Annotated in this window: 22 protein-coding genes and 1 riboswitch; of the genes, 7 read left to right on the top strand and 15 right to left on the bottom strand. The window is 67.2% G+C overall.

Going from position 1 to position 23,686, the window contains the following annotated elements; translation table 11 throughout:
- The 11 genes from ACFPME_RS06460 to ACFPME_RS06410 all read right to left on the bottom strand — a co-directional run bounded on the left by ACFPME_RS06460 (window position 1) and on the right by ACFPME_RS06410 (window position 9,078).
- Complete coding sequence (locus ACFPME_RS06460; protein ID WP_377303284.1) at window positions 1-741, bottom strand: hypothetical protein; 741 nt, start codon at window positions 739-741, stop codon at window positions 1-3.
- Window positions 738-1,385, bottom strand: coding sequence for a type II secretion system protein GspM (gspM, locus tag ACFPME_RS06455; RefSeq protein WP_377303282.1), 648 nt, complete (start codon window positions 1,383-1,385; stop codon window positions 738-740). The genes ACFPME_RS06460 and gspM overlap by 4 nt, the downstream gene beginning before the upstream one ends.
- Window positions 1,382-2,581 carry a PilN domain-containing protein gene (locus ACFPME_RS06450; RefSeq protein WP_377303280.1) on the bottom strand — a complete coding sequence of 400 codons (1,200 nt, stop codon included), beginning with the start codon at window positions 2,579-2,581 and terminating at the stop codon, window positions 1,382-1,384. The genes gspM and ACFPME_RS06450 overlap by 4 nt, the downstream gene beginning before the upstream one ends.
- Window positions 2,578-3,453 (bottom strand): type II secretion system minor pseudopilin, encoded by an 876-nt coding sequence (locus tag ACFPME_RS06445; RefSeq protein ID WP_377303278.1) that lies wholly within the window; start codon window positions 3,451-3,453, stop codon window positions 2,578-2,580. Before ACFPME_RS06445 ends, ACFPME_RS06450 begins: the two co-directional genes overlap by 4 nt.
- On the bottom strand, window positions 3,450-4,106 hold the full coding sequence (locus tag ACFPME_RS06440) for a prepilin-type N-terminal cleavage/methylation domain-containing protein (RefSeq protein ID WP_377303276.1): 657 nt from the start codon (window positions 4,104-4,106) through the stop codon (window positions 3,450-3,452). Before ACFPME_RS06440 ends, ACFPME_RS06445 begins: the two co-directional genes overlap by 4 nt.
- Complete coding sequence (locus ACFPME_RS06435) at window positions 4,103-4,522, bottom strand: type IV pilus modification PilV family protein (RefSeq protein WP_377303274.1); 420 nt, start codon at window positions 4,520-4,522, stop codon at window positions 4,103-4,105. The genes ACFPME_RS06440 and ACFPME_RS06435 overlap by 4 nt, the downstream gene beginning before the upstream one ends.
- Window positions 4,519-4,983: a GspH/FimT family pseudopilin gene (locus ACFPME_RS06430; RefSeq protein WP_377303659.1), complete on the bottom strand. Its 465-nt coding sequence runs from the start codon at window positions 4,981-4,983 to the stop codon at window positions 4,519-4,521. The genes ACFPME_RS06435 and ACFPME_RS06430 overlap by 4 nt, the downstream gene beginning before the upstream one ends.
- A gap of 89 nt (window positions 4,984-5,072) precedes the next feature.
- The gene (gspG, locus tag ACFPME_RS06425) at window positions 5,073-5,498 is read right to left on the bottom strand and encodes a type II secretion system major pseudopilin GspG (protein WP_377303272.1); all 426 of its coding nucleotides are present in this window, start codon (window positions 5,496-5,498) and stop codon (window positions 5,073-5,075) included.
- 33 nt (window positions 5,499-5,531) lie between these two features.
- On the bottom strand, window positions 5,532-6,749 hold the full coding sequence (gene gspF / locus ACFPME_RS06420; protein WP_377303270.1) for a type II secretion system inner membrane protein GspF: 1,218 nt from the start codon (window positions 6,747-6,749) through the stop codon (window positions 5,532-5,534).
- Between the two features lie 129 nt (window positions 6,750-6,878).
- Complete coding sequence (gspE, locus tag ACFPME_RS06415) at window positions 6,879-8,612, bottom strand: type II secretion system ATPase GspE (RefSeq protein ID WP_377303268.1); 1,734 nt, start codon at window positions 8,610-8,612, stop codon at window positions 6,879-6,881.
- Window positions 8,613-8,793: 181 nt separating this feature from the next.
- Complete coding sequence (locus ACFPME_RS06410) at window positions 8,794-9,078, bottom strand: YadA-like family protein (protein ID WP_377303266.1); 285 nt, start codon at window positions 9,076-9,078, stop codon at window positions 8,794-8,796.
- Between the two features lie 225 nt (window positions 9,079-9,303).
- Between ACFPME_RS06410 and ACFPME_RS06405 the strand changes: the two genes are divergently transcribed.
- Window positions 9,304-10,101 carry a TatD family hydrolase gene (locus tag ACFPME_RS06405; RefSeq protein WP_377303263.1) on the top strand — a complete coding sequence of 266 codons (798 nt, stop codon included), beginning with the start codon at window positions 9,304-9,306 and terminating at the stop codon, window positions 10,099-10,101.
- Between the two features lie 27 nt (window positions 10,102-10,128).
- Here ACFPME_RS06405 and ACFPME_RS06400 read toward each other — a convergent pair whose 3' ends face one another.
- From ACFPME_RS06400 to ACFPME_RS06390, 3 genes are all read right to left on the bottom strand, one after another.
- On the bottom strand, window positions 10,129-11,922 hold the full coding sequence (locus ACFPME_RS06400; protein ID WP_377303261.1) for a cation:proton antiporter: 1,794 nt from the start codon (window positions 11,920-11,922) through the stop codon (window positions 10,129-10,131).
- Window positions 11,923-12,010: 88 nt separating this feature from the next.
- A complete protein-coding gene (locus ACFPME_RS06395) occupies window positions 12,011-13,510 on the bottom strand; it encodes a YifB family Mg chelatase-like AAA ATPase (protein WP_377303259.1) in 1,500 nt (499 codons plus the stop codon).
- Window positions 13,511-13,660: 150 nt separating this feature from the next.
- Entirely contained in the window at window positions 13,661-13,918 is a 258-nt protein-coding gene (locus tag ACFPME_RS06390; RefSeq protein WP_377303257.1) for an accessory factor UbiK family protein, read from the bottom strand.
- A 193-nt stretch (window positions 13,919-14,111) separates the two neighbouring features.
- Here ACFPME_RS06390 and glnK point away from each other — a divergent pair, with 193 nt between their 5' ends.
- From glnK to ACFPME_RS06360, 6 genes are all read left to right on the top strand, one after another.
- A complete protein-coding gene (gene glnK, locus ACFPME_RS06385) occupies window positions 14,112-14,450 on the top strand; it encodes a P-II family nitrogen regulator (RefSeq protein ID WP_377303254.1) in 339 nt (112 codons plus the stop codon).
- 88 nt (window positions 14,451-14,538) lie between these two features.
- Window positions 14,539-14,753, top strand: a riboswitch (cobalamin riboswitch).
- Between the two features lie 153 nt (window positions 14,754-14,906).
- The gene (locus tag ACFPME_RS06380) at window positions 14,907-17,357 is read left to right on the top strand and encodes a ribonucleoside-diphosphate reductase subunit alpha (RefSeq protein WP_377303252.1); all 2,451 of its coding nucleotides are present in this window, start codon (window positions 14,907-14,909) and stop codon (window positions 17,355-17,357) included.
- Window positions 17,358-17,374: 17 nt separating this feature from the next.
- Window positions 17,375-17,599, top strand: a complete 225-nt coding sequence (locus tag ACFPME_RS06375) for a hypothetical protein (RefSeq protein ID WP_377303250.1) — start codon at window positions 17,375-17,377, stop codon at window positions 17,597-17,599.
- A 15-nt stretch (window positions 17,600-17,614) separates the two neighbouring features.
- Window positions 17,615-18,640: a ribonucleotide-diphosphate reductase subunit beta gene (locus ACFPME_RS06370; RefSeq protein WP_377303248.1), complete on the top strand. Its 1,026-nt coding sequence runs from the start codon at window positions 17,615-17,617 to the stop codon at window positions 18,638-18,640.
- An 82-nt stretch (window positions 18,641-18,722) separates the two neighbouring features.
- Window positions 18,723-19,109, top strand: a complete 387-nt coding sequence (locus tag ACFPME_RS06365) for a BlaI/MecI/CopY family transcriptional regulator (RefSeq protein WP_377303246.1) — start codon at window positions 18,723-18,725, stop codon at window positions 19,107-19,109.
- A gap of 1 nt (window position 19,110) precedes the next feature.
- Window positions 19,111-20,964, top strand: coding sequence for a M56 family metallopeptidase (locus ACFPME_RS06360; RefSeq protein WP_377303244.1), 1,854 nt, complete (start codon window positions 19,111-19,113; stop codon window positions 20,962-20,964).
- A gap of 143 nt (window positions 20,965-21,107) precedes the next feature.
- On the opposite strand, the gene ACFPME_RS06355 is transcribed toward ACFPME_RS06360, so the two are convergent.
- Window positions 21,108-23,444 (bottom strand): S9 family peptidase, encoded by a 2,337-nt coding sequence (locus ACFPME_RS06355; RefSeq protein WP_377303242.1) that lies wholly within the window; start codon window positions 23,442-23,444, stop codon window positions 21,108-21,110.
- Window positions 23,445-23,686: the final 242 nt, after the last annotated feature.

Below are 23,686 nucleotides of genomic sequence, written 5' to 3'. Positions count from 1 at the left end.
TCAACGTACTCCTGTGCGGGCCGCGGCGGCGCGGTCGGCCCGACGTTTCTGGATGCTCTTGCGCAGCCGGTCGGCTGCCGATTCTGGCGCATTGAGGGGCGCGGGCCGCTGTTGCGGCGGAGGCGAAGGAGGCGCCTGGATGATCTCGCCACTGCCCGCACGGATCACTCCCGGCGCATCGGTGGGGTCCGAGGAGCGCATCGATCCGACGTCGTCGGCGTGCGGCGGCTCCGCGCTGCTGCCCGTGGCCGACGGGCTATCGATCGGGGCGCCGGCCGGCAGCTTCAGTTCGGTGCGCCCGGCAGACGAGTCGAACAATGCCGAACGCGGGCGCACCTCCACCAGGGTCACGCTGCCATCGGGCAGCGCCTCGCCTTCGTGCAGACGCACCTGCTTGTCGCCGTTCTTGTCGTGCAGCAACGCCATGCGCACGGTGGAGGTGAGGATGATGCCGGTAAGGTCGAGATCACCCAGGCTGCTGCCGCCGTCGGCGGCGTGCGCCACCGGTTTCCGGTCAGGGCTGAACAGCGGTTTCTGCCAGACCAGGGCGAACTGCTGCAGCGGTACCGGCTGCGGAAGATTGGCCGGATTGCCGGCGGGGGGCAGCGGCGCCAGCGTCCGCGGCGGATCCCACCTGGGGTTGCGGCCGACGCCGCTGAGCAGCAGCAACGACACCGCGCCCAGCAGCACGGCGACCGCCGCCAGCCAGGGCGTCAGTTGTCGCTGGTCGGCCGCGTTCATGGCGTGTCTCCCGCGCTTTCGGCCGGCGCGCCCGCTGGCGTTGGTGCGCCGCGGGCGGGCCGCACATAGCCGGACAGGGTGAACTGCACTTCCAGCGGCGCGGCGTGATCCTGCTGCGCCGCGACCGGGTTGCGATAGATGCTGAGGTCGTCGATGAACAGGTACGGCGTGCCCTGCTCCAGCGATTGCAGCACCGCCGCCAGGGGCTCGATGTCGCAGCTGAGGCTGATGCTGACGGCCGCCTTGCGATAGGGCTCGCCGGCGCTGGCCGGCGGGTTCGGCAATGGCATTTTCTGGCTTACCACGCAGCGGCCCCGGCCACTGTTGCTGCCGACCACGTCGACCACTCGCTGCATGAGATCGGCCGCGGCGGTGTTCGGGTCGTCCGCAGCGAGGAACGCGCTGCTGGCCGCCTGCCCGGCGCCGAGCGCGGCGATGCGTTTTTGCAGCGCGGGCTTTTCGGCGATCACGGCGGCGTAGCGGCTGTGCGTGTCGCGCAGGTCGGCCATCTCGCCGTGGATGCGCAGCAGCGGCGCCACGAACCACCAGTGCAGCAGCACGAAATAGGCCAGCAGCAGGGCCAGCAGCAGCAGGCCGATCGCCGCGAGGCGGCTGTCGCGGGGGCTCAGCGCGGTCATCTTCATGGCACGCTCCCGTCATCGGCGGGTTCCGCGGGGGGCTCCGCCGCCGGCGACTTCGGCTTGCCGGCAGCCGGCTGGTTCACCCGAGCGGTCAGGTAGAAGCGTTCCTTGCCGGTACTGGGATCGGGCTGGATGCTGCCCTGGAAGCTGGCGTCGGTGATCAGGCGCGAGTCCTTCAATGTGTCGAGCAGCTTGGCCGCCTGCTGGCTCTGCCCCTGGAAGCCGATCTGGCCGGTATTGTCCACGCTCAATCGTTCCAGCCAGGTCGTATCGGGCAGCCGCGCGGTGACCTCCTGCAGCAGGCTGAGCATGCTGATGGCGTTCTTCTTGCGCTGGGCCAGGAAGCCGGCGGCACCGGCGTTGTCCTGCAGCTGCTGACGCAGCGCCGCGACCTGCTGCGCGTCGCCACGCATGCTGTCGACGTCGGCCTGCATCTGCTCCAGCGCGGCCTGCCGGTTGTGCAGCCATACGCCGAGCAGCAGCGCCAGCAGCAGCATGCAGGCGGCCGCCAGCGCCAGGTTCAGGCGTCGCCGCGGCCGCACGTGGTGCGGGGTCTGCTCCGGCGGCAGCAGGTTGACGCCGAGTCGATCGTCGCCCATCGCCAGATCCACCGCGTCGATCGACACGCCCTGCTCACGCAGCCGGGTCAGCAGCGGGTCCACCGTGCCCCGCGTGACGGCGACCAGCTCGGCATGGAAGCGACCGGCGCCGGCCGGGGTGTCCAGCTCGCGCACGGCGTAATAGACCTGCGCGACGCTGAAGGGCGTCTGCCGGTCCATTTCGAATGCGACGACCTGCAACAGGTTGTCGCGTGCGGCCAGCGGCAGGGTCAGCGGTCGCCGCAGCACCACCGACGAGGGCAGCAGCAGCGCCAGCCGCCGATCTTCCGGGTCGACGCTGCGCAATGCGGCGGCCAGGGCCACGGGCGGTGCATGGGTATCGCCAGCCACGGGGTCGCCCAGATCGCTCCAGCTCGCCAGCGGCTCGCGCTGCCCGGCGCGCCGCAGCGTCCATTGCGCAGCGCCATGCTGCAGCAGATGCCAGTCCGCGCCGCTGCTGAACCAGCCACGCCAGCGCATCGGCAGGAGCTGGCGCAACTCGCCGCCCCACCAGCGCAGGAAGCCGGGCAATGGTGAAACACGCCAGCCACGACGCATGCGCTCGGCCAACGGCCGCAGTGACTGCATCGTCGTACTCATTCTTCGTCCCCCTCCTGCCAGCGCAGCACCGTGTAGGGCTGTGCGCCGGCCTGCCCCGCCTGCATGCGAACGGTGACGCGCAACACCGCGCGCGTGCCGTCGGCCAGCCTGGCCTCCGATCGGACACTATGCGTCGTTCCGTTGTTGACGACCAGACTCGGATCGTTCGCGTTCTTCAGCCGTGTGGCCTGGATCACCTGTTGCTGCTGCGGCGTCATGCCGGGTATCGCCGCCAGCGCCAGCGGCGGGGCGATATTCGGATCCGGGCTCAGGATGCCCGACCAGATCGTCAGCACCGGCGCCACCGTGCGGTAAATCGCCGGCGTCATGCCCAGCACCATCTGCAATTCCTCCACGCTGGCGAACGGATTGTGGCGCGGGCCGTAGTCGAGTCCGGCCGCCGTGTACGCAGCAAGCTGGCTGTCGGCGTCGCCTTCCAGACCCACCGGATTGCGCCACTCCAGCACGCGATCGGTCAGCTTCTGCGCCTGTGCCGGCGCCACCCCGGCGGCCTGGAACAGCCCCAGCAGCACGTCCGGCGAGGCGGCGTTGAGATCGACCTTGCCGCTCTCGTCGACCGCCGTCAGCGTGACAGTGGCCTGGTCGTAATGAAACGTATATGGCCGTCCATCGCCTACCCAGCGCTGCCTGGCCTGCGGGTTCTGCAGGCCGTACACCGCGCGCATCAGGCCGGCCTCGGCCGCGTAATGCGCCTGAGCCTGGGCGAACTGGTAATGGGCCTGCAGCCCCTCGGTGCGCGCCAGCGTGGCGTAGCCGCCCAGCAGGATCGCCAGCAGCGTGCAAGCCCACAGTACCAGCAGCAGGGCGACCCCGCGCTGATTCGCGCCGCCGTGTGCGGCACGGCGCGTCACGGCGTCGTCCCACCGCGGATGAGCGAGCGCTGCAGCAGGCTCTGCGCCGGATTGACCCGCAGCGGCACATCCATTTCCGGCCAGCCGGCCCGGTCTTGCGTCTGCAGGCTGATACGAACCAGTTGCGGCAGCAGCCGGCCGTCGGCCCAAGTCGCGGACCACGGCACGGCATCGCCTTTGCCGTCGATGCCGCGATAGCTGAAGCTGCCGGATGTGATGTGATCGAGCAGCACCTGCGGTTCTCCCAGCGGTTGTGGCGGCTTGCCGTCCGGCGGCAGCGAGGCGAGGCTCACTTCCAGCCGAAAACCATCGTGTCCGTCGTCAACCAGCTGCAGCCGCTGCAATTGCGGCCCGCGCTTGCCGAGATAGCCGGGCAGCGGTGCCACATAGCGCATTTCGTGTGCATCGCCGATGAAATAGATCGGCTCGCCGTGGTCGGTCTGGCTGATCGGCTGGGTCAGGCTCTGGGTCAGTTCGCGCCGCAGGAATTGCTGGGCGGAACGGATCTGGTCGATCCGCTCGATCGCCAGGCTGCCCGACCGAACGCTGTGGGTTGCGGTCCGGATGCCGGAGTACACCCCCACCAGCAGCAGCGCCAGCAGTACCAGCGAGGCGAGCACCTCCAGCAGGGTGAAGCCGGCGGCGCGTTTCATGGCGAAGCCTGCGTGCCGCTGGCCGCTGGCGGACCGGCCAGCCGCAAGGTGCGGAAATGGGCTGAACGCGGATGCGCCGGCGGCCCCCACAGCACGTTCAGATCGAGCTGGTAGAGGCGCAACGCCGCGCCCGGTGCGGCGGCGCCGGCACCGTTCCACGGCGTCACGTCGAGCTGCCAGCGATAGTGCGGGTCGAACCGGCCGGAGCTGCTGCCCGGGGTGACCGGCTCGCCGACGAACGCGCTGTCGAGCAGGCTGCGCGCGTACATCGCCGCCCGACTGTGCTCGGCCGCGTTCTGGCTCAGGCTGATCGACGCACCGGTCACCTTCATCAACGCGGCGAACGCGATCGACAGCAGCATGATCGCGGCGATCACCTCGAGCAGGCTGAAGCCGCCTTGCTGCCGCACTTTCATCGCTGCGCCACCGTATCGACCACGCGCACCTCGCCGGTCAGCCACGACACGTTGACATGCCACTCGCGCTTGCCGCTGCGCAAGGTGATGCGCCCGCCGGTGGAGCTGCCATCGGGGAAGAAACGGATGCGCCCGGTGTGGTCGTTCGGCTGGTCTTCCTTCGCGCTGGTGATGCTCACGCGCAATCCCTTCGGCAGGCGCACGTCCTGGCGCTTGGCGTCGTCGTAGCTGTTGGCGCGGGTGTCCACGTCGAAATGCTGTTCCTGGGCACGCACGATGGCCTGCGCCCGGGTGGCCCGCAACGCGCCGGCCAGTTCACTGCTGGCCGCGCGCACCCGTGCACTGGCCAGGCCTTGCGTCACCGAGATGGACACCGCCGCTGCGGCAATGCCGATCAACAGGATCACCGCCAGCATTTCAAGCAGGGTGAAGCCGTTGGCGCGCGGCGCGCGCCAGGGAATGAAAAGCCGGGATACGGGATTCGCCAAGGCGGGCGGCGGGCGCTTGCGCGCCTTGCCGGATCCCGCATCCCGAATCCCGCGCCCCTGCTTCATTGCCAGTTGCCCACGTCCTTGCTGTAGCCGTCGCCACCGGGCTTGCCATCCTGGCCATAGAAGATCAGGTCGAAGTTGCCGTTCTTGCCCGGGTACTGATAGCCGAACGCATGGCCCCACGGGTCCTTCAGATCTGACTGCTTGGCATACGGGCCCTGCCAGTTCGGCGCGTTGGCGGGCTTGACCGCGAGGCTTTCCAGTTGCTGCGGCGGCGAGCCGTTGTCGAGCGAGTAGTTCTCGATCTTCTGGCTCAGCGTCACCAGCTGGGCCTTGCCGGCGCCGTACTTGCCCTTGTCGATGTTCTTGCCGACCTGGGTCACCACCACCGCACCGATGATGCCGATCAGCACGATCACCGCGAGCATTTCGAGCAGGGTGAAACCGGCGTTCGTGCCGATGCGTCGTGGTTGCCTGTGCTGCATGGGGATTACCTCGAATAGGCGGAAATGGATGGGTTACTGGATGTTGCTGGTGAGGCTGAGCAGCGGCAGCAGGATCGCAGCCATGATGATCGCCACCATCACCGTCATCACGATCGTCAGCGCGGGCACCAGCGCGGCGAGCAAACGGTCGATCGCCCGTTTGGACTCAAGTTCAAAAGTATCGGCCACTTTCAGCAGCATGGTGTCGAGCTGGCCGGCCTCCTCGCCGACCTGCACCATCTGCATGGCCAGCCGCGGGAACAGCTTCGACTGGCCGAGCGCCAGGCTGAGCCCGGCGCCGCCCTTGACCTGTTCGTGTGCCGCGCTCAGCGCGGTATCCAGCGCCAGATTGCTGGTGACCTGGCGGGCGATGGTCAGCGCACTCAGCAGAGGCACGCCGTTTTTCAGCAAGGTGCCCAGCGTGCGCGCGATCCGCGCGGTTTCCACTTTCAGCAGCAGCGGGCCGACCAGGCGCAGCTGCAGCAACCGTGCATGCCAGGCCAGCCGGGCGGCAGGTTCGCGCAGATGTGCGCGCCAGCCGAACACGCCGCCGCCGAGCAGCAGCAGGATCAGCCACCACCACGCCTGCAACGCATTGCCGAGCACCAGCACCGCCCGGGTGATCCACGGAATCGGCACTTGCATGTCCTCGAAGATCGGCACGAACTGCGGCACCACGTAGGCCAGCAGCAGCACCAGCGAGCCGAGCACGCCGACCAGCAGGAACGCCGGATAGATCAACGCATTGACGATGCTGCCGCGCATCGCCTGCGCGCGCTCCAGATAATCGGCGAGCCGGCGCAGCGTTTCCTCCAGCGATCCACCCGCCTCGCCGGCACGCACCAGGCTGACGTACAGCTTGGGAAACACGCCGTGCTCTTCGTCCAGCGCGGAGGACAATGTATTGCCGCCGCGCACGCGGTCGCGCACGCGTTCGATCAGCTTTTTCGCGCTCTCGCTCTCGGGCAGGTCCAGCAGAATGCCGAGCGCGCGATCCAGCGGCTGGCCGGCGCCGAGCAGGGTCGCCAGTTGATGGGTGAACTGGGCCAGCTGGTCACCGCTGAACGGCCCGCGCTTGAACAGCGCGGCCAGCCCGCTGCCGCCGCCGGTACCGTCCGCCGGCAGGGCTTCCAGCGGCGTGTGGCCCTGATCCTGCAGGCGGCCGATCACTTCCTCGATGCTGGCAGCCTCCATCTGGCCCTGCAGCGTCTCGCCGGCATCGCTGATCGCCTTGTAACGGAACTGGGTCATGCGGCCGCCGCGAATCGCGCCCACCGCAAGGCGCCGGTAACGCGTTGACCCCCGCCCTGCCCAGCGGAAGAAAGAGCGCGGAGAAGGGAATACATGCCCTCACGCTCGATGTGAGGGGCAGCTGGCCTCTCAACTTTCCTGCGTGACACGCAGCACCTCCTCCAGCGTGGTCACGCCGGCCACGGCCTTGGCGATGCCGTCCTCGTACATCGTGCGCATGCCTTCGGAGCGCGCCTGCCGCTCGATCTCGCCTTCGTTGGCGCGCTGCATCACCAGCCGGCGCAACGGATCGCTCATGGTGAGGAACTCCATGATCGCGCGACGGCCACGGTAGCCCGTCGGGTTCGCCGCGCTGCTGCCCGGCTTCCACAGGCGGATCGGGCGTTCGTCGGTGTATTTGTGCAGCTCGAACTGTTCGACAACTTCCGGCAGCGCCTCGTACGGGATCGCCGTTTCCGGATCGAGCCGGCGCACCAGCCGCTGCGCCAGGATGCCGTTGATGGTGGAGCCGAGCAGATAGTCCTCCACGCCCATGTCGAGCAGGCGCGTGATGCCGCCGGCGGCGCTGTTCGTATGCAGCGTGGACAGCACCAGGTGGCCGGTGAGTGCGGACTGGATCGCGATGCGGCAGGTTTCCAGGTCGCGCATCTCGCCGATCATGATCACGTCCGGGTCCTGGCGCATGATCGAGCGCAGCGCGCCGGAGAAATCCAGCCCGATCTGCGGCTTCACCTGGATCTGGTTGATGCCTTCGAGCTGGTATTCGACCGGGTCCTCGACGGTGATGATCTTCACGTCGTTGGTGTTGATCCGCGACAGCGCGGTGTACAGCGTGGTGGTCTTGCCCGAACCGGTGGGGCCGGTCACCAGCAGGATGCCGTGCGGCTTTTCCAGCACGTCGACGAAGCGCTGCTGGAAGCTGTCGGTGAAGCCGAGCGAGGCGAAGTCGAACACCACCGACTCGCGGTCGAGGATGCGCATCACCACCGACTCGCCGAAGCTGGTCGGCACGGTCGACACGCGCAGGTCGAGCTCCTTGCCCTGCACGCGCAGCTGGATGCGGCCGTCCTGCGGCAGCCGGCGTTCGGCGATGTTCAGCCGCGCCATGATCTTCACGCGCGAAATCACCGCGGCGGTGGACGACGACGGCGGCGCCTCGACCTCGTGCAATACGCCGTCGATGCGGTAGCGCACCTTCAGCCGGTTCTCGAACGGCTCGATGTGCACGTCGGAGGCGCGCTGCTCGACCGCGCGTTGCAGGATCAGATTGACCAGCCGGATGACGGGCGCTTCGGACGCCAGGTCGCGCAGGTGCTCGACGTCGTCTTCCTCGGCGGCATTGCCATCGAGGTTCTCCACGATAGTGCCCATCGCCGAGCGCCCGGTGCCGTAGTAGCGTTCGATCAGGCCGTCGATTTCCGAGCGCAGGCCCACGCGCAAGGCCACCGGACGTCCGGCGGCAAGTTCGACCGCCTGCAAGGGATACGGATCGGCCGGATCGGCCACGATCAGGGCAAGGCCGTGTACGTCGTCCTGCACCGGCACCACGTGCTGCTGCTTGAGAAAGCGCAGCGACAGGTCGAGATCCGCCGGCGGCAATTCGGGCGCGTCGCGCGCGGCCAGCAATGGCACTTGCAGCAGTTCCGCCCACGCTTCGGCCAGATCACGCTCGGACACCAGTCCGAGCCGCGCCATCAGGGTGGTCAGCGTGCCCTCGGCCGATTCCTCGTGCAAACGACGGGCGCGGCCCAGATCACTGTCTTTCAAACGACCGCGCGCGACCAGCCATGCGCAGACGTCCGCCTCGCGGTGGTCCGCCACCATGCCTGTTGCGCCGATCGCCGGCTGGATCGCTGCCGACATCTCCACCACCTCGCTTGGTTACCGCAAAAACCCGTCGACGCCACCCCCTGCAGCGAAACGGAAAACACCATAGGTATCACATCCGACCGGCAACATGCGAGCGCGGGCCCCCACGCCCGGCTGCTTCGAAGAGGCCGGCACCGGAGGGTGCCGGCCGGGCCTTCACCGCTTGGCGACAGGCTTACCAGCCGATACCGACGCCCACACCACCGGTGGTTTCATTGCCGCTGACTGCGGCACCGGAGGTAAGGCTCGCGCGAGACTGCAGCTGCCGCGAGTAGCCGACCGAAAGCGCCGCCTGGCCGTGACAGCCCCCCATGCCGCGCCAGTCGTCACACTGTGAAGTCCGGTAGACGAACAGCTTGCCTTTGGCGGGGTCACGGCCGACCCGCGTGACCCATCTCGCCTGCAGCGTCGTTGGCGCCAGCGTGGCCGGCAATCGTGGCAGCACCGAGCTCATCGGCATGCCGATGTCGCGTTCGGCGTGCCTTCAACGGCGAGTACCGCGCCGGTGGCGTTGCGCTTGACCACCAGGCTGCGGCCTGCACCGGCCCGCCCTTGAAGGGTTGCTGTGCTTGTCGGCCCACGCAAACTGCGGTGGCCGTCGAACCGCTGTCAATGCGAAAAATTCCGGGATGCCATTCGCATTTTCGAGAGGCGCTGCGACAATGGCCGCTTTGCGGGTCTTTGCATGCAGCTCGTCGATATCGGCGCCAACCTCGGCCATGAATCTTTCCGGCACGATCTCCCCGCGGTGATCGAACGCGCGGCGACGCATGGCGTGCAGCGGATGGTTGTCACCGGCGCCTCGCTCGCAGGCAGCATCGAGGCGCTCACCCTGGCCAGGAGCCACCCCGATATCCTGTTCGCGACCGCCGGCGTGCATCCGCATCATGCGATCGACTACGACGATGCCACCGATGCGCAGCTGCGCGAGCTCGCCCGCGATCCGCTGGTGCTTGCCGTCGGCGAGACCGGGCTGGACTACAACCGGAACTATTCTCCGCACCAGGCGCAGTTGCAGGCGTTCGAGCGCCAGCTGCAGATAGCGGTGGATCTGCAGAAACCGCTGTTCCTGCACCAGCGCGATGCGCATGCGGATTTCATTGCGCTGCTGCGGCGCTATCGCGACCGCGTGCCGGCCGCCGTGGTGCATTGCTTCACCGACACCGCCGAGGCGCTGCGCGACTACCTGGCGCTGGACTGCCACATCGGCATCACCGGCTGGATATGCGACGAGCGACGCGGCATGCATCTGCGCGAGCTGGTGCGCGAGATCCCGGCGAACCGGTTGATGATCGAGACCGATGCGCCGTACCTGCTGCCGCGCACGGTGCGCCCCGCACCGGCGCACCGGCGCAACGAGCCGATGTACCTGAAACATATCTGCGAGGAGGTCGCCCGCGATCGCGGCGAGACCGCCCAGGTCACCGCGGCCAACAGCACGGCAACCGCCGAAGCGTTCTTCCGGCTGCCGTCCACCCCATAGCAGCCCGCTGCCGATCGGATCACTCGATCAGGCATCGATGCGCTGCGGCGGTACCAGCGCGATCACCGTCCAGCCCGGCCTCGGCTCCAGCTCGCGCTTGGTCGAGGCCACGCGCAGGGTGCCTTTCTCCTCCACGCCGAACATCAGCACGGTGTTCGAGCCGTACTGTTCGATGAAGTGGGGCCAGTCGAAGGTGGGACTGAGCCGGGTCGACTTGATGCGCCATCCGCTTTCGAGCATGTCGGCGAAACGCCTGTGGGTCATTTCCTCGTCGAACAGCGGTGGCGCCAACAGGCTGCCGGACAATGCCGCACGGTCGGTATTCTCCTGCGGTGTCAGGTTGCGCAGCCGATACACCCTGTCGCGCCCAAACTCCTGCCGGTAGTGCACGCAGGCCAGCGAGTTGCGTTCGCGGTGCGTGGATACCGCAAGCAGGCGCCCGATGCCGGTCAGATCCAGATGCCGCTCGGCATGCGGCGAGGCGGGATTGCCGAAGAACGTGACCAGCCCGTCCATGCGCGCCTGACGGATGCCGTCCCAGTCGTCGTCGGCCAGCACCACGCGAAACCCCGCCTCATCCAACACCTTGCCGATGGCGCGGGCCACGCCGTCGGAACCGAAGACAAGCACGCCGCGCGGCTCCGGTTCGGCCACCTTCAACCAGATCGCCAGCGGCCGCGCGGTGGCGCTTTGCAACACCACCGTGCCGATGATCAGGGTGAACACGAGCGGCACCAGCGCTTCGGCGCCCGCCACGCCAAGCGCGTCCAGGCGCAGCGCGAACAGCGCCGACACAGATGCGGCCACGATGCCCCGCGGCGCCACCCAGCCGACCAGCGCGCGCTCACGCCAGGTCAAGCCGCTGCCGAAACTCGATATCGCCACGGTGACTGGACGTACCAGCAACTGCGCGATCACGAACAATCCCAGCCCTGCGCCCAGCATGCCGTCGGGCAGCGGCCAGTGCAGGCGCGCTGCCAGCAGGATGAACAGCAGCGACACCAGCATCGTGGTGACGTTTTCCTTGAAGTCGAGGATATCGTCGATGTGCACGCCACGAATGTTGCCCAGCGCGATGCCCATGATCGTCACCGCCAGCAGGCCTGATTCGTGGGTGAGCGCGTTGGACACGCTGAAGGCCAGCAGCACCGACGACAAGACGGCGTAATTCTGCAGGTACTCGGGAATCATCTGCCGACGCAGGAAGAACGCCATCAGCCACGCCGTGAAAGCACCGATCAACACGCCGCAGGCCACCGTGGCAACAAAGATCCCGAGGGTGTGGCCCTCCTGATGCGACACGATCGCCTCGTAGATCAGCACCGCAAACAGTGCGCCCAGCGGGTCGATCACGATGCCTTCCCAGCGCAGCGTGTTGGCAATACGCGCATTCGGACGCAATGTGCGCAGCATCGGGGCGATCACGGTCGGCCCGGTGACACAGGCCAGCGCGCCGAACAGCAGCGCGATCGACCAGGCCAGGCCGGCGACGAGATGCGCGGCCAGCGCCAACAAAAGCAGCGAGGCCACTGCGCCATAACTGACCAGTCCGCGCACTGCCTTGCCGATGCCTGGCAACTCGTGGAAGCGCAAGGTCAGGCTACCCTCGAACAGGATCAACGCCACCGCCAGCGACACCACCGGGAACAGCAGGGCACCCAACAGCTTGTCCGGGTCCAGCACACCGCTGACCGGGCCCAGCACGATGCCGGCGAGCAGCAGGAACAGGATCGCCGGCAATCTGACCCGCCACGCCAGCCATTGCGCCAGAAAGCCGATCATCAGCATGCCGGCGAGCATCAGGCCGAGATCGATAGTCATCGTGACCCTTGGCGGAAAACCAATTGCTATCGGAACATGCACGGGCAGGCACGTCCAGCCAGCACCCGACGCGGCACGCTTGGCGCAGCTATAGCCGGCGGTATTGCAGCGCCTCGGCCAAGTGCTCGCGTTCGAGCAGGGCCGCGCCGCCATCGAGATCGGCAATCGTGCGCGCGACGCGAAGTACGCGGTGATAGGCGCGCGCGGACAGCCCCAGCCGTTGCAGCGCGGTCTCGAACCAGCGCCGCTCCGCCGGACCGAGCGCGCAGTCGCGTTCAAGTTCGCGCGTGCTGATTTCCGCGTTGGGACGGCCGGCACGCATCAACGATTGCCGGCGCGCCTTCAGCACCCGTTCGCGCACCGTGGCGGACGTCTCGTCGCGCCCGCTGGCCGGCGAGCCGAGCTCGGCCAGCGGCACCGGAGGGACTTCCACGCACAGATCGATACGATCGAGCAGCGGCCCGGAAATGCGCGAACGATAGCGCTGGATCTGATCGGGCGTGCACTGGCAGCGCCGGCCTGCGTCGCCAGCGTAGCCACAGGGGCAGGGATTCATGGCACCGACAAGCTGGAACTGCGCGGGGAACGTGGACTGCCGCGCCGCGCGTGAAATCATTATGTGGCCGGATTCCATCGGCTCGCGCAGCACTTCCAGCACGTGCCGGCTGAACTCCGGCAACTCGTCCAGAAAGAGCACGCCGTTGTGCGCCAGCGAAATCTCGCCCGGCCGCGGATACGAGCCACCCCCGACCAGCGCCACCGCCGACGCCGTGTGATGCGGCGACCGGAATGGTCGTCTCCGCCACCGCGCCAGATCGGTGGTCTGGCCGGCCACCGACAATATCGCGCAGGTTTCCAGCGCGTCCGACTCGGTCATCGGCGGCAGGATTCCGGGGAGGCGTTCGGCCAGCATGGTCTTGCCGGTGCCCGGCGGGCCGATCAGCAGCAAGTGATGGCCGCCGACCGCGGTGATCTCCAGCGCGCGCCGCGCCTGCAGCTGGCCACGGACATCGGCCAGGTCCGGGCCGCTGTCCGCGCCGCCATCGCTGGGAATGCCGACCGGCATGGACAGCTCGTGCGCCCCTCGCAGCCAGCCGCACACATCGGCCAGCGTGTCCGCCACCAGCACATCCACATCCGGCACCAAGGCAGCTTCCGCGGCATTCTCGCGCGGCACCACTACGCGCCGACCGCGCGAGCGCGCCCGCAGCAGGGCGGGCAGCACCCCCGATACGCTGCGCAAATTGCCGGTCAGCGCGAGTTCGCCCAGGAACTCGCAGTCGTCCAGCTTTTCGCGCGGCACCTGGCCGCTGGCGGCGAGGATGCCCAGCGCAATGGCCAGATCGAAACGGCCGCCGTCCTTGGGCAGTTCGGCCGGCGCCAGGTTCACGGTGACGCGACGGTTGGGATATTCGAAGGCGGTGTTCTGGATCGCCACCCGCACCCGGTCACGCGCCTCGCGCACGGCGGCCTCGGGCAGGCCGACGATGCTCGTACATGGCAAGCCGCCGGACAGATGCACCTCGACCATCACCTGTGGCGCGGCGATCCCTTCCTGGGCGCGGGTGAGGGTAACCGCAAGGCTCATGCAGCCAGGGGCCGCTGACACACGTAGGGTGGGGCGCTGCGAGACATGTCCATCGAGCGACTCCATCAACGCTGGATAAATAACCGCCCCCGATCGCTCTCGGGGTGAGGTGACGGATCGGGGGCGGCTCCCGGGAGCCTTTGGCTGTTGCTAGTTCCCGCGGGTTGCCACGGCGGCCTCGAGCTCGGCCACGCGTCGCTCCAGTTCGTCGACCTTGGCGCGGGTACGCGCAAGCACCTGGGACTGGACTTCGAACTCTTCGCGGGTGACCAGGTCGAGGCGGCGCAGTCCATGCGCCAGAACATCTTGGAAGTTGGCTCGCAAATCCTGCTGCGCCTGTGCCAGTCCTGGCGGTACCAACGACACAAGTCGCAGGGCAATCTGATCGATATCCTGCCTATCCATCATGGACAACGCCTCGCACTCGTCGGGGTAAATACTAGGTGAATGGAAAGCGGCTGCACCATCGGTAGGCTCCGTCAGAAATTGTAGGGATTGTCCTACACGGCTACCTCATCAGGCGACAATGTCGGGCGGCGCAGGCAAAATGGGTTTTCCATCGCCCACCGCGTCGGTGTTCGTCGGCACGCAAGGAAAAACCATGAAGCTAGTCGTGGCAATCATCAAGCCGTTCAAGCTGGACGATGTGCGCGAGGCGCTGGCCGAAGTCGGCGTGCAGGGCGTCACGGTGACCGAGGTGAAGGGCTTCGGTCGCCAGAAGGGCCATACCGAACTCTATCGCGGCGCCGAATACGTGGTCGATTTCCTGCCCAAGATCAAGCTGGAGGTGGCCATCGCCGACGATCAGCTGGATCGCGTACTGGAAGCCATCCAGGCCTCGGCTCGCACCGGCAAGATCGGCGACGGCAAGATCTTCGTCAGCACGCTGGAGCAGGTGATCCGCATTCGCACCGGCGAGCTGGATCACGACGCGCTGTAATCCGGCCGCCCGCCATGGCGGCCCTCGTCGCCAGCGGTTCTGCTTCGACTCATGCACAACTTGTTGGGTTGACCATACCTTGGCCACCCGATATGTTGTGTACGTCGGTGCCCGACCAGATGTGACATCGGTCGGGCTTAAAAGGGAATCCGGTGTGACTCCGGAACTGCCCCGCAGCGGTAAAGCGGAAACGAAAGCACCCACACGCACTGGTCTTCCATGGCTGGGAAGCGGGAGCAAGTAGGCGGATCGCCTTGATCCATGTCCGCAAGTCCGAAGACCTGCCGGCACATCGGGACAAACGTGTCCCGGTGCGTAGTGATGGCTTCCGCGGGGAAGCACGTCGCGGAGCAGCGCGCCACGTCGCGCCTGCACCGTAAGCCGTCCCCGGAATCGTCGCTTCAGGCCCTGCGCGCGGGAGCAGGCGTTTGATGTCCTTCGCCGGAGCCACCAGCCATGCAAACCCTCGACACCGCCGAACGCGAGCGCACTGCCGCGCGCGTCGATCCTCCCGCCCCGCTCCATGAAGCGTCCGCGCTGGACGCCGCATTCGTACTGACGCCACCGCACAACCCCGCCCAGATGCGCGTGACCAAGCGCAACGGCGGCCACGAGATCGTCGACGTCAACAAGATCGTGCGTGCGGTGACCCGCAGCGCCGAAGGCCTGCACAGCGTGGACCCGCTGCGCGTGGCGCTGAAAACCATCGGCGGCCTGTACGACGGCGCCACCACGCAGGAGCTGGACCAGCTTTCCATCCGCACCGCCGCCGCGCTGACCGCCGAGGAACCCGAATACGGCCAGCTCGCGGCGCGTCTGCTCGGCGCGTACATCGACAAGGAAGTGAGCGGGCAGGAAATCCAGAGCTTCTCGCAGTCCGTCGCGCGCGGCGCGGAGCTCGGCATCCTCAACGATCGCCTGCGCGATTTCGTCGGCGCCAACGCACGCAAGCTCAACGACGCGATCGATCCGCTGGCCACCCGCCGCTTCGAATACTTCGGCCTGCGCACCGTGTACGACCGCTACCTGCTGCGCCACCCGCAGCAAAGGCGGGTGATCGAGACGCCGCAGCATTTCTTCATGCGCATCGCCTGCGCGCTGGGCGGCAACGAGATCGGCGAAACGCTGGAACTCTACCGGCTGCTGTCGTCGCTGGAATACCTCGCCAGCTCGCCCACGCTGTTCAACGCCGGCACGTCGCACGAGCAGCTCAGTTCGTGCTACCTGCTCGATTCGCCGGTCGATTCGCTGGAGTCGATCTACGACAAGTACGCCGACGTGGCGAAACTTTCCAAGTTCGCCGGCGGCATCGGCCTGGCGTATTCGCGGGTGCGTTCGCGTGGCTCGCTGATCCGCGGCACCAACGGTCACTCGAATGGCTTGCTGCCGTGGCTGAAGACGCTGGATGCGTCGGTCGCCGCGGTGAACCAGGGCGGCAAGCGCAAGGGCGCGGCCTGCGTGTATCTGGAATCGTGGCACGCCGACATCGAGGACTTCCTCGAACTGCGCGACAACACCGGCGACGACGCGCGTCGCGCGCATAACCTGAATATCGCGAACTGGATTCCCGACGAATTCATGCGCCGGGTCGAAAGCGATGGCGAGTGGTCATTGTTCGACCCCAAAGTGGTGCCGCACTTCGTCGACAGCTGGGGCGAGGCGTTCGATGTTGCGTATCGCAAGGCCGAAGCCGATGGCCTCGCCGTGAAGACCCTGAAGGCGCGCGAATTGTACGCGCGCATGATGCGCACGCTGGCGCAGACCGGCAACGGCTGGATGACGTTCAAGGACCGCTGCAACGCCACCAGCAATCAGACGGCCAAACCCGGCAACGTGATCCACCTGTCCAACCTGTGTACCGAGATCCTGGAAGTGAGCTCCGCCAGCGAAACCGCCGTATGCAATCTCGGTTCGGTGAATCTGGCACGGCACGTCGTCAATGATGTATTCGACTTCGAACAACTTGCGTCGATCGTGCGCACGGCCGTGCGCCAGTTGAACCGGGTGATCGACCTCAACTATTACCCCATCGATACCGCACGCAGCGCCAACATGAAGTGGCGTCCGGTCGGACTCGGCGTGATGGGCCTGCAGGACGTGTTCTTCAAGCTGCGGCTGCCGTTCGACTCGGTCGAGGCGAGGGCGCTGTCCACCCGCATCGCCGAGGAGATCTATTTCCACGCGCTGTCGATGTCGAACGAACTGGCCGAATTCGAAGGTGCGCATCCGGGCTTTGCCGAGAGCCGCGCGGCGAATGGCGAACTGCAGTTCGACTACTGGCCGAAGGCCACGACACAAAACAGCGCGCGCTGGGATGCACTGCGCGAGCGCGTTCAGCAACACGGCCTGCGCAACTCGCTGCTGATCGCGATTGCCCCGACCGCCACGATCGCCTCGATCGCCGGCTGCTACGAATGCATCGAGCCGCAGGTATCGAACCTGTTCAAGCGCGAGACGCTGTCCGGCGATTTCTTGCAGGTCAATCGTTATCTCGCCGACGAGCTGAAGGCTCTTGGCCTTTGGACGTCCGAGATCCGCGACGCGATCAAGCTGGCTGAGGGTTCGATCCAGGGCGTCAACGCCATCCCCGAACGGCTGCGCGCGATCTATCGCACGGTATGGGAGCTGCCGCAGAAGGCACTGATCGAACTGGCCGTCGCACGTGGTGCGTACATCGACCAGAGCCAGTCGCTGAACCTGTTCATGGAGAACCCGAACATCGGCCAGCTCAGCTCGATGTACATGTACGCCTGGAAGGCCGGCATCAAAACCACGTACTACCTGCGCTCGCGCCCGGCCACCCGGATCGCGCAGACCACGGTGTCGGCCGCGCCGGATCAGGTGGAGGCCGCGGCCGCGGTGTTTTGTTCACTGGAGAACCCGGAGTATTGCGAGGCCTGTCAATAGCGTCATGAGGTGCCGCCATGAAGCGTTACCGGAATCTCGACGGCCACTCCGGCGTCAGCGCGTACGAATGCGGTGACGGCTTCATCCGCATCCGTTTCGTCAACGGTGACGTCTACGAGTACACCGACGAGGCCACCGGCCGCGAGCACATCGCGAACATGCACCAACTCGCGCGTGCCGGCGAAGGCCTCGCCACCTATGTCAGCCGCTTCGTGCATGACGCCTATGCACGCAAGCTTTGAACCGAAGGAATCATCATGTCCTCCCAACCCGCGCGCAACGCCCACATCCTCGACCCCGGCTTCGAGCTCACCCTGCGCCCGATGCGCTACCCCGGCTTCTACGAGATGTACCGCAAAGCGATCAAGAACACCTGGACCGTCGAGGAGGTGGATTTCTCGATGGATACGCGCGACCTCGACACCAGGATGTCCGCCGCCGACCGTCATCTGATCCGGCGCCTGGTGGCGTTTTTCGCCACCGGCGACACCATCGTGTCGAACAACCTGGTGCTGAACCTGTATCAGCACATCAACGCGCCGGAAGCGCGCATGTACCTGTCGCGCCAGTTGTACGAGGAAGCGCTGCACGTACAGTTCTACCTCACCCTGCTGGACACCTACATCCCCGACCCGGCCGCGCGCAACGGCGCATTCGCCGCGATCGAGACGATCCCGTCGATCCGCCAGAAAGGCGCGTTCTGCTTCAAGTGGATCGACTCGATCCAGGGTCTGCAGCGGTTGGAAACGCGCGAGCACCGCCGCCAGTTCCTGCTCAACCTGATCTGCTTCGCCGCCTGCATCGAGGGTCTGTTCTTCTACGCCGCATTCGCCTACGTCTACTACCTGCGCTCGCGCGGCCTGCTGCATGGCCTGGCGGCCGGCACCAACTGGGTGTTCCGCGACGAGAGCGGGCACATGGCGTTCGCGTTCGAGGTGGTGCGCACCGTGCGCGAGCAGGAACCCGAGCTGTTCGACGACGCCATGCGCGCGCAGGTCGAGGAGATGATGGAGGACGCGATCGCCTGCGAGACCCAGTTCGCCGAAGACGTGCTGTCCGGCGGCGTCGCCGGCATGTCGGTGAAGGACATGCGCCAGTACCTCGAATACTGCGCCGACCAGCGCTTCGCGCAGCTCGACATGCCGAAGAAGTACGGCGCGAAGAACCCGTTCGACTTCATGGACCTGCAGGACGTGCAGGAACTGGCCAACTTCTTCGAACGACGCGTCTCGGCCTACCAGGTTGGCGTGCAGGGCGAGGTGGCGTTCGACATGGCGTTCTGAGCGATGTGCCGGAGAACCTGTTGACTACACGTGTAGGCATGGCGTATCTTGCCTACAACTGTAGTCACACGGGTCATCCGTCATGCGCAAGCCCACCATCGGCGACCAGGAACTGGCGCTGCTGCACCACATCGACGAATGCGGCACCGCCTCGGTCGGCGAGGTGGCCGCGAGCTTCGGCGAGCCGCGCGGGCTGGCCCGCTCCACCGTGTTGACCATGATGGAGCGCCTGCGCGGCAAGGGCTATCTCAAGCGCCGCCAGCTCAAGGGCATGTTCCGCTACAGCACCGCCACCGGCCCGGGCGAAGCGATGCGCAGCGCCGTGGGCAGCTTCGTCGAGAAGACGCTGAGCGGCTCGGTGTCGCCATTCGTGGCCTGGATGTCGGAGCATGCCGAGGTCAGCGAGACCGAACTGGCCGAGCTCGAGGCGCTGGTGACCCAGCTGCAATCGCGGCGCAAGGAGTCGTGAGATGGACGCACTCAACCATTTTTCCGACACCCTGCTGACGCGACTGGTCTGGACGTCCATCCAGGCCGTCCTGCTGATCGGCGCCGTCTGCCTGGCCGGCCGTCTGTGGCCGCGCCTGTCGGCGGCGATGCGCTGCATGCTGTGGTGGCTGGTCGGCGCCCAGCTGCTGCTCGGCCTGCTGTGGCACGCGCCGCTGGAACTTCCGCTGCTGTCGCCCGCACCGCTGGAAGTCCCCGCGCCGGTCACGCCGCCCGTGGCGTTCTTCGCCTCGCCGGCGACCGCCGACGCCGCGCTGCCGTCGATCGCTTCGCCGGCCACGCCAGCACTGTCCTGGCGCACCGGCATCGCCCTGTTGTGGCTGGTCGCCGTGCTGTTGCAGGCGCTGATCGCGCTGCGGCAAGGGCGGCAGGCACGACGCATGCTGCGCGAATCGCGACCCTTGCGCGATGCCTCGCTGCAACCGCTGTGCACGCGGCAGGCGCGGCAGCTCGGCTTGCGCCGCTGTCCACGGCTGCGCGTCTCGGACGCGATCGTCTCGCCGCAGGTGACCGGCCTGTGGCGACCCACCGTGCTGCTGCCGACCGGCCACGCGCTCAGCGCCGACGAAGCGGCGATGGCGATCGCGCACGAGCTGGCCCACCTGCGCCGCGGCGATCTGTGGCTGGCGTGGGTACCGGCGCTCGCGCAGTGCCTGTTCTGCTTCCACCCGCTGGTGCGCTGGGCCATGCGCGAATACGCACTCAACCGCGAATCGGCCTGCGATGCGCAGGTCCTGCGGCAGGACCACGCCGCGCCACAGGACTACGGCCGCCTGCTGCTGCGCCTGGGCGTGGCGCAACCGATGCACGCCGGCCTCGCCGGCGCTTCCCCGTCCTTCCACAACCTCAAGAGGCGACTGACCATGCTGCAGCAAACCGTGAACCAGCCGGCGTCGCACACGCGCGGCTGGCTGCTCGTCGCACTGATCGCCCTCGTCGGCGTGCTGCCCTATCGCGTGACGGCGGCCGGCGCGGACAACACTCCCGCCACGCCGGCTTCCGCGCATGCAAGCCTGCTGCCGCCACCGCCGCCAGCCCCACCTGCCCCTCCGGCCTTGCCAACCCCACCGCCGCCGGCTCCTCCAGCCACGCTACCCCCACCGCCGCCGCTGCCACCCGCCCCGCCGCACGACATCAGTGGTCTGCGCGTCCACCACGCCAACGTCGCCATCCGTACCGACGCCAACGAAGGCTTCGCGCTGTTCGACGGCGACGCGGCCATCGTCAACGGCAGCGACGTCGACCTCGCCGCCGCGAAGCGCCTGCAGCGAGGCGGCAAGTCCACTATATGGTTTCGCCGTGGCGACAAGGCCTGGCTGATCGACGACCCCGCCTACGTGCAGCGCGCCAAGGCCGCCTACGCGCCGGTCGACGCCCTGGCCAAGCAGCAAGGCGAGCTGGGCGGCAGGCAAGGTGCGCTCGGCGGCAAGCAGGGTGCCTTGGGCGCGCAGCAAGGCATGCTGGGTGCCCAGCAGGGGCAGCTCGCCGGCCAGCGCGCCATGCTGGCCAGCCAGCAAGCCATGCTCGCCACGCAATCCGGCCAGCGCGACCACGCCGCTGAAATGCAGGCGAACCGCGCCAAGCTGGAAGCCAGCGAGCAGGAACTCGATCGGCAGCAGACAAAGCTCAGTCAGCAACAGTCTGCACTGGGCCGTCAGCAAGACGAACTCGGCAAGCAGCAGGAAGCGCTTGGCGCACAACAGGAAGCGCTGGGCCAGCGCCAGCAACAGGCCACCAGCCAGGCCAGTCAGCAGATCAGGAAGCTGCTCGACGAAGCGATCGCCAAGGGCGTCGCCAGGCCGACCAGCCTGCGCTGACCGGAACCTCCGCGAGCGTTCGTTGAAGAACGCCTCGCGGAGCAGGTGGTCATCCGGCGGACAGCGGTGGGGCGGGCTGCCCGCTCACGCGCCGCCCTGACAGGCGATGCGCCGGATGGACCGGCGCATCGCCTGGGTGACACTCAGTGCCAGGGCCACGCCTTCAACTGGTATTCGTGCGGCGGCGTATTGCCGGCCAGGTACTGCACGAAGTAGTCCCAGCGCCGACGGGTCGCGTACGGAGTGGCTTCGGCGTAACCGTGGTGGACGTTCGGGATCAGCAGCAGGTCGAAATCCTTGTTCGCCTTGATCAGCGCATCGGCCACCAGCAGGGTCTGGGAGGGCGGCACGTTGTCGTCCATGGTGCCGTGCACCAGCATCAGGCGACCCTTGAGATTCTTCGCGAAGCTCTGGTTGGCCTGGGCGTCGTAGTTGCTCTTGCCGTCCTTGCCGGTGACCAGCAGGCCCTGCCACTTCTCGGCCCAGTCGTCCTCGTAGTTGCGATTGTCGTGGTTGCCGCTTTCGGCCCAGCCGACCTTGAAGAAGTCGGGGTAGTGGAACATCGCCGCCGCGGTGGCGTTGCCGCCGCCGGAATGGCCCCAGATGCCGACGCGGTCGAGGTCGATCCACGGATACTTCCCGCCGAGTTCCTTCAGGCCCAGCACCTGGTCAGGCAGGGTGTTGTCCTCGACGTGCTCGAAGTAGGCGTCGTGGAACGCTTTCGAACGCCACGGCGTGCCCATGCCGTCAAGCGCCACCACGATGAAGCCCAGCTCGGCCACGGACTGGTGGTCGCCGCGCGCGGACAAGAAACTGCGGCCGCGCACCGAGCCGGTCTGCGGGCCCGGGTAGATGTAGTCGATGATCGGATACTTCTTCGACGGATCGAAGTTCGTCGGCTTGAACATCATGCCGTACAGGTCGGTCTTGCCGTCGCGCCCCTTCACCGTGAACGGGATCGGCGGCACCCAGCCGGCGGCCTTCAGGCGCGAGATGTCGGCGGTGGCCACGCTGGCCAGGTTGCGGCCGTTGTCCGAACTGCGCAGCACGGTGACCGGCGGCGTGGTCGGGGTGGAGTACGCATCGACGAAGGATTTGCCGTCCGGCGACAGCGTGACGGTGTGGTCGGCCGCTTCCGGCGTCAGCAGCACCGGCTTGCCGCCGTCCAGGCTGACCTTGAAGAACTGCTGGTAGTACGGGTTCACGCCCGCGGTGCGGCCGACGCCGCGGAACCACACGGTGCGCGTCTTCGGATCGACCTTCAGCACCTCGGTGACGTTGCCCTCGCCCTTGGTGATCGCGCGCTTGAGCTTGCCGGTGCCGAGGTCGTACAGGTACAGGTTGCCCCAGTTGTTGCGCTCGCTGAACCAGACCGCCTCGTTCGTCTCGGGCAGGTAGCGCCAGTTCACCGCGCCGTTGCCGCTCTCGTAGTAGGTCGGCACCACTTCCTCGAACGCCGTGCGCACCTTGCCGGTGCTCGCGTCGGCGATGCGGAACCATTCGTGCTTGTGGTCGCGCGAGGTGGAGACGAAGGCCAGGGTCTTGCCGTCGGCCGCCCACTTCACGTCGTCCCAGCCGCCGTCGGGGCCGCAGCTGACATCGTCGCACAGGGAAGAGCGATGCTGGTCCGGCGGCATCTGCAGGCGCAGCACCTTCTTCGCCGCCACGTCGACGATGACGCGCTCGATCATCGTCACGTCCTTGTCGCCGATCAGCGGGTACTTCCACTTCTCCAGCTTCGGATGGCCGACGTTGGTGCTGATCAGGTACATCTCGCCGGTCTTGCGCTGGTCCTGCTGGAAGGTGGCGATCTGCTTCGAATCCAGCGACCACTCGACGATCGCGCCATCGGTGTGCTTCCAGCCGGCGTTGTCGGTGGCGTAACCGAAGTTCTCCACGCCATCGGTGGTGAGCTGGGTCTCCTTGCCGCTGGCGACGTCGCGCAGCCACAGGTTCCAGTCGCGGATGAACGCTTCGCTCTTCTTGTCCGGCGACAGCGCGCCCGGCTCCTTGCCGGTCTTCACCAGCGCGGCGCGGTCGACGCAGCTCGCCTCGACGGCGGCGAGGTCGCACACGTAGTGCTTGCCGCGCACGGCGATATCGACCCGCCCGTCCGGCCTCGCCTCGTAGCCGGTCACCGGCAATTTCTTCGCATCGACCGGCTTGCCGCCGGCCTTGCCCAGCGCCACGGCCAGTTTCGCCTGATCGAACAGCGGCGTGGTCTTGCCGCTGGCCACCTCCATCCGCACGAAGTGATCGGCGCCGGCATCGTGGTCGACGTACCAGAAGTGGCCGTCGTCCAGCCAGTCCACCTTCTCCACCGCATGGTCGACCAGCGGCGCGGTGCTGTAGCTCATGAAACGCTCCGCCCGCGCGTAGTCGTCCGCGCTCAGCGTGCGTCCCTGCGCGGCGACGCCGGCGGAAAGTGTTCCCATTACCAGCGCGCCAAGCACGCGCGAACTGCTGATCTTCAAGCCCATGTTGCGTTCCCCTTGCGAAAGCGGATTTCTGCGGTTGCCGGCCCTGGCTCGGATGCACCCGAACACCCGATGCTAACGTGAGCATGACCGATGGCACCCCTGCCATTGGTCCCGGTTGCTCCGCCCCATACTGCATGCGCCAGCGCATGGTCGCCATGCGGCCCGCGCCGTCTGCCCCGCAAGCGATCCCGGTACTGCCGCCGGTCGGCCATCGGCGCAGCCTTTGCTTGACGACCCTGCGC

The sequence above is a fragment of the Rhodanobacter umsongensis genome (genome assembly GCF_042654965.1).
Taxonomy (GTDB): domain Bacteria; phylum Pseudomonadota; class Gammaproteobacteria; order Xanthomonadales; family Rhodanobacteraceae; genus Rhodanobacter; species Rhodanobacter umsongensis.
Note: the sequence above shows the minus strand (reverse complement) of the source record. Positions and strands in the feature narration are given on the sequence as shown.